Source organism: Salinicola sp., assembly GCF_982684285.1.
Window position 1 is genome coordinate 1 of record NZ_CEXLVS010000309.1, and the last position, 4129, is coordinate 4129.

The 4129-nt window shown below is 61.5% G+C and carries 5 protein-coding genes and 1 tRNA gene; 3 read left to right on the forward strand and 3 right to left on the reverse strand.

Annotation, left to right across the window (positions count from 1 at the left end; all coding sequences use genetic code 11):
• Together AC3AYF_RS18790 and gltX are read right to left on the reverse strand one after the other, a co-directional pair.
• Positions 1-76: transfer RNA gene (locus AC3AYF_RS18790), tRNA-Ala, on the reverse strand.
• Between the two features lie 99 nt (positions 77-175).
• Positions 176-1654, reverse strand: a complete 1479-nt coding sequence (gltX, locus tag AC3AYF_RS18795; protein ID WP_295039579.1) for a glutamate--tRNA ligase — start codon at positions 1652-1654, stop codon at positions 176-178.
• Between the two features lie 335 nt (positions 1655-1989).
• On the opposite strand from gltX, the gene AC3AYF_RS18800 reads away from it, so the two are divergent.
• Both AC3AYF_RS18800 and AC3AYF_RS18805 read left to right on the forward strand, forming a co-directional pair.
• Positions 1990-2550 (forward strand): helix-turn-helix domain-containing protein, encoded by a 561-nt coding sequence (locus tag AC3AYF_RS18800; RefSeq protein ID WP_487780178.1) that lies wholly within the window; start codon positions 1990-1992, stop codon positions 2548-2550.
• A 167-nt stretch (positions 2551-2717) separates the two neighbouring features.
• Positions 2718-2924, forward strand: a complete 207-nt coding sequence (locus AC3AYF_RS18805; protein WP_295039576.1) for a hypothetical protein — start codon at positions 2718-2720, stop codon at positions 2922-2924.
• A 97-nt stretch (positions 2925-3021) separates the two neighbouring features.
• Here the strand turns inward: AC3AYF_RS18805 and AC3AYF_RS18810 are convergent, their stop codons facing one another.
• On the reverse strand, positions 3022-4011 hold the full coding sequence (locus AC3AYF_RS18810; protein WP_487780179.1) for an MFS transporter: 990 nt from the start codon (positions 4009-4011) through the stop codon (positions 3022-3024).
• A gap of 20 nt (positions 4012-4031) precedes the next feature.
• On the opposite strand from AC3AYF_RS18810, the gene AC3AYF_RS18815 reads away from it, so the two are divergent.
• On the forward strand, positions 4032-4129 hold a 98-nt coding region (locus AC3AYF_RS18815), incomplete at its 3' end, for a hypothetical protein (protein WP_487780180.1).

Genomic DNA, 4129 nt, shown 5'->3' on the forward strand with positions numbered 1-4129 from the left:
TGGTGGAGCCTAGCGGGATCGAACCGCTGACCTCGACACTGCCAGTGTCGCGCTCTCCCAGCTGAGCTAAGGCCCCGTTCCAAGAACGGGGCGAAATATACGGCCATCCCACTGATAAGTCAACGCTTTACACAAAAAAATCCGAGGCGCTGCCGGGGACGGCACTCATATCGAGTTACAGCTCTCGATACTGCTTCTCCAGGCGCTTGGCCTGTTTCTTGGAAACACCGCCGAGTACCTCGATCGCATGCCGAAGGCGAGCCCGCGTCACGTCCGAACCCAGAATCGTCATTGCATCGAGCACCGACGTCGAATGGGCACTGCCCGTCACCGCGATGAACACGGGAGCCAGAAACGCCTTCATCTTCAGTTCGAAGTGCCCCGCGAGCAGCTTGACCTGGTCCAGCAGTTCCTCTTTCTCCCACCGCGGAATGGTTTCCAGCCGCCATACCAGAAACTGCAGCAGCGCCACCAGCGTGTCGCGTTCCAGAGTGACGCCATCGAAGCTCTTTTCGCTGATCTCGGGCAGGCCGGCAAAGAAATGGCCGGCCAACGGCATCGCTTCGGAGAGCGTGGTGATTCTGGGCCGAATCTGCGGCAGGATCTGCCCGACGTAGGCCTCGTTGAACGCCCACTCGCGCAGCGCCTGCAGCAGCGCCGCGTCATCCAGGTCCTCGCGTATATAGACGCCGTTGAGCCAGCTCAGCTTGTCGAGATCGAAAACCGGACCACCCAGCGAGACCCGCTGCAGGTCGAAGTGAGCCATCATCTCTTCGAGAGTGAATTTCTCGCGCTCGTCCGGCATCGACCAACCCATCCGCCCAAGATAGTTGGTGACCGCCTGGGGTAGAAATCCCATCCGGCGGTAGTAGTTGATCGACGTCGGGTTCTTGCGCTTGGACAACTTCGACTTGTCCGGGTTGCGCAGCAGTGGCATGTGGCACAGTTGCGGCATCGGCCAGCCGAAATATTCGTACAGCAATTGATGCTTGGGCGCGGAGTTGATCCACTCCTCGCCCCTGAGGACATGAGTGATCCCCATCAAGTGATCGTCGACCACATTGGCCAGGTGGTAGGTCGGCATTCCGTCCGACTTCATCAGGATCTGCGCATCGACTTGCGCCCAATCGACCTCTATCTCCCCGCGAAGCATGTCCTGGACGACACAGACACCCTCGGAAGGCACCTGCATGCGGATGACGTAGGGATAGCCCTCCGCTTCCCGTTTGCGCTGCTCGTCCGGATCCAGCGCCAGATCTCGCGGTTTCAACGCAAGATGCAACCCTGCCGCCCTTCGCTCTTCACGGAGTGCGTCCAGCTCTTCGCTGGTGCGGTAGCACTTGAAAGCGTGCCCGCTCTCGAGCAGGCGTTCGGCGTGCTGGGCATAGATGGCGCCGCGCTCACTCTGTCGATAAGGGCCATGAGGGCCACCGACATCCGGCCCTTCGTCCCAATCCAGACCCAGCCAGCGCAGGGAGTCGAGAATCATGTTCTCCGATTCGGCAGTGGAGCGCTGACGATCGGTATCCTCGATTCGCAAGACGAACTGCCCGCCATGCAGGCGAGCGAAGCAGAGATTGAAGAGTGCGATATAGGCCGTCCCGACGTGCGGGTCGCCGGTGGGCGAAGGCGCGATGCGCGTGCGTACCGTCATGAATTCCATTCCGTTGATGAACGAGCCACGTGATTGTACGCCTTCCCGAGGGGTGGCTGCAGCGCTTGCTGCCCATTCAGGAGGTCGGGAGCGGCCCCCAGAGGAAGATCGTCGGCAGCTCGGGGACGCGCCGGCGCGTTGAATTTGCGCCTTGACGATTCGCGCCGCTGGCCCAACGCTCTGTCCGAAAAACTAGACAAACATATGACAACAAGCTCGCAACCCGAAACATACTTCGGCATTGAGTGGATATCCTCACAGCACCAATACGCAGGCGAGATTCATGGATGGACGGGTTAGGACCACGAATCAAACAACTCCGCCTCCAGGCAGGCATGAGCAAGGCCGCACTGGCGAGACGAGTGGGCGTCTCTGACGTCACGATTTCCTACTGGGAGTCAGGCACCATCAAGCAGATCGGCCATGAGCGTCTCGTGGCCCTCACGTCGGCGCTGAACTGTTCGATCAAACAGCTGCTCGATGATGACTCTCTCAGCGCCATGGCGGTCGGCTCCCAGGCGTCGGGTAGAGCCGTCATGAGCCTCCATTCGCATCTGGCGGCTCCCTGGGAGCAGCAGGGGCCGGAGCCGGACGCCATGTCCACGCTGCAGATGCTGACCCAGGACTGTCATCTGGTGACGCCAGCGGAAAACGAATCGTTCGATTTCTTGTTCGAGGGCGATCTGGCTGCCATCGTGGCGTGCGACAAGTTCCAGCAGGACGGCCTTTATCTGCTCGAACGGGAAGGGATCCTGCAGATTCAGTACCTCGAACACCTGGCCTCCGGCAGAATGCGGGTCAGCGGAGAGCAGCTTCACGGCGTGACCGTGGAGAGCGTTCGTCATCCGCCGTTTCGCATCGTCGGCTACGTCAGGGCACGCTGGAGCCGTCAATGACGGCCGGCTCGCCGCCGCCGACACGGTGAGCCCCAGGCCCGTCAGACCTTGCATTTCCGGCGCTCGGCTATACAGTTGACATCAGACTATCGTCTAACGCCTCTTGCCCCGTACGCCACGGGTAGAGGAGTGGGTAAGGACCAGACATCACGGTGAAGGAGAACCCGATGGAAATGTTTACGGTGACAAAATCCGAGAGTTCGTTGATGGCGTGCTGTCGCGCCTGTGGCCACGAGCAGCCGCTGACGCTGGCCAGTTCCGACGCCGAAGAGCAAATGGCGGTCAGCATCAAGTGCGAGCGCTGCCCCAGTGAGGATGCCTACGTCGCCGTTCCCGGCTCCGCTACCACTACCACTACCGTCGGGACCGTCTGACTCTCGCACCGACTCTTGACACCCCACCTGCGGGAACTGCTCCGGAGGCCTGAGCCAGGCGGCCAGGCCTCCTTCCGATCTAGTCGGTCGGCTCGACTCAACCGTACCGGCGCTGCTGCCGATAGGCGAAGAAGAACACGACCAGCCCCCCTGCCGCCGCCGCCGCCCCCACATAGCCAGTCGCGGTCCACCCCAGTCCTGCGCCGATGGCCATGCCGCCGAGCCATGGCCCCAGCGCATTGGCCACGTTGAAGGCAGCGTGGTTCGAAGCGGCGGCCAGCGTCTGGGCATCTGCCGCCACATCCATCAGGCGTGTCTGCAGTGCCGGGGAGAGCGATACCATGGTACCGATCGCCACACAGATCGGCAGTATCGACCACAGCGACTGCGCGGCCAGCGGAAAGAGCAGCAGGATGACGATGCACCAGACCAGCAACCAGCCGACGCCCTTGAGCTGCATGCGATCGTACAATTTTCCGCCGACGATATTGCCGACGATGGCACCGGCGCCAAACGCCGCCTGGGCCACGGGAATCCAGTACGGCGATACCTGCGTCACGTTGACGAGGACCGGCGCCAGATAGCTGAAGACGCAGAACATGCCGGCGAAGCCGATGGCACCCACACCCAGCGTCAACCAGACTTGCGAGCGCTTGAGTGCCGTCAGCTCCTGCGCCGGGCTATTGCGCTTCTCCTGTCGGTTCAACGGCAGATAGATGAACACCAGGACGACCGTCAAGACGGCGATGCCACCCACCAGCGCAAAGGCCAGGCGCCAACTCATCATCTGGCTCAGCCAGGTGGCGAGCGGGTTGCCTGCCAGCATGGCGATGGTCAGGCCGGACATGACCCGGCTCACCGCCTGCGCGCGCTTGTGCGGGGGAACGAGCGATGCCGCGACCAGGGAGGCGACGCCGAAATAGGCGCCGTGCGGCAGTCCGGAGATGAAGCGAAAGATCATCAAGGTGTGATAGTCGGGCGCCAAGGCGCTGGCGATATTGCCGAGAGCGAAGAAAGCCATCAGCATCAGCAGAAGATGACGGCGATAGAAGTGGGCCCCCATGACGGCGATCAGCAATTGGCGCATCGTTCGCTGGACAAATTGGAATTACAGGAACATCGGGGCCAGGTCTTGCACTCAAAAGTGAAGCGATTGGGCTCGCTGTCATGATGGAACTTCCATTGATTGTGCTCAACGTGCAACG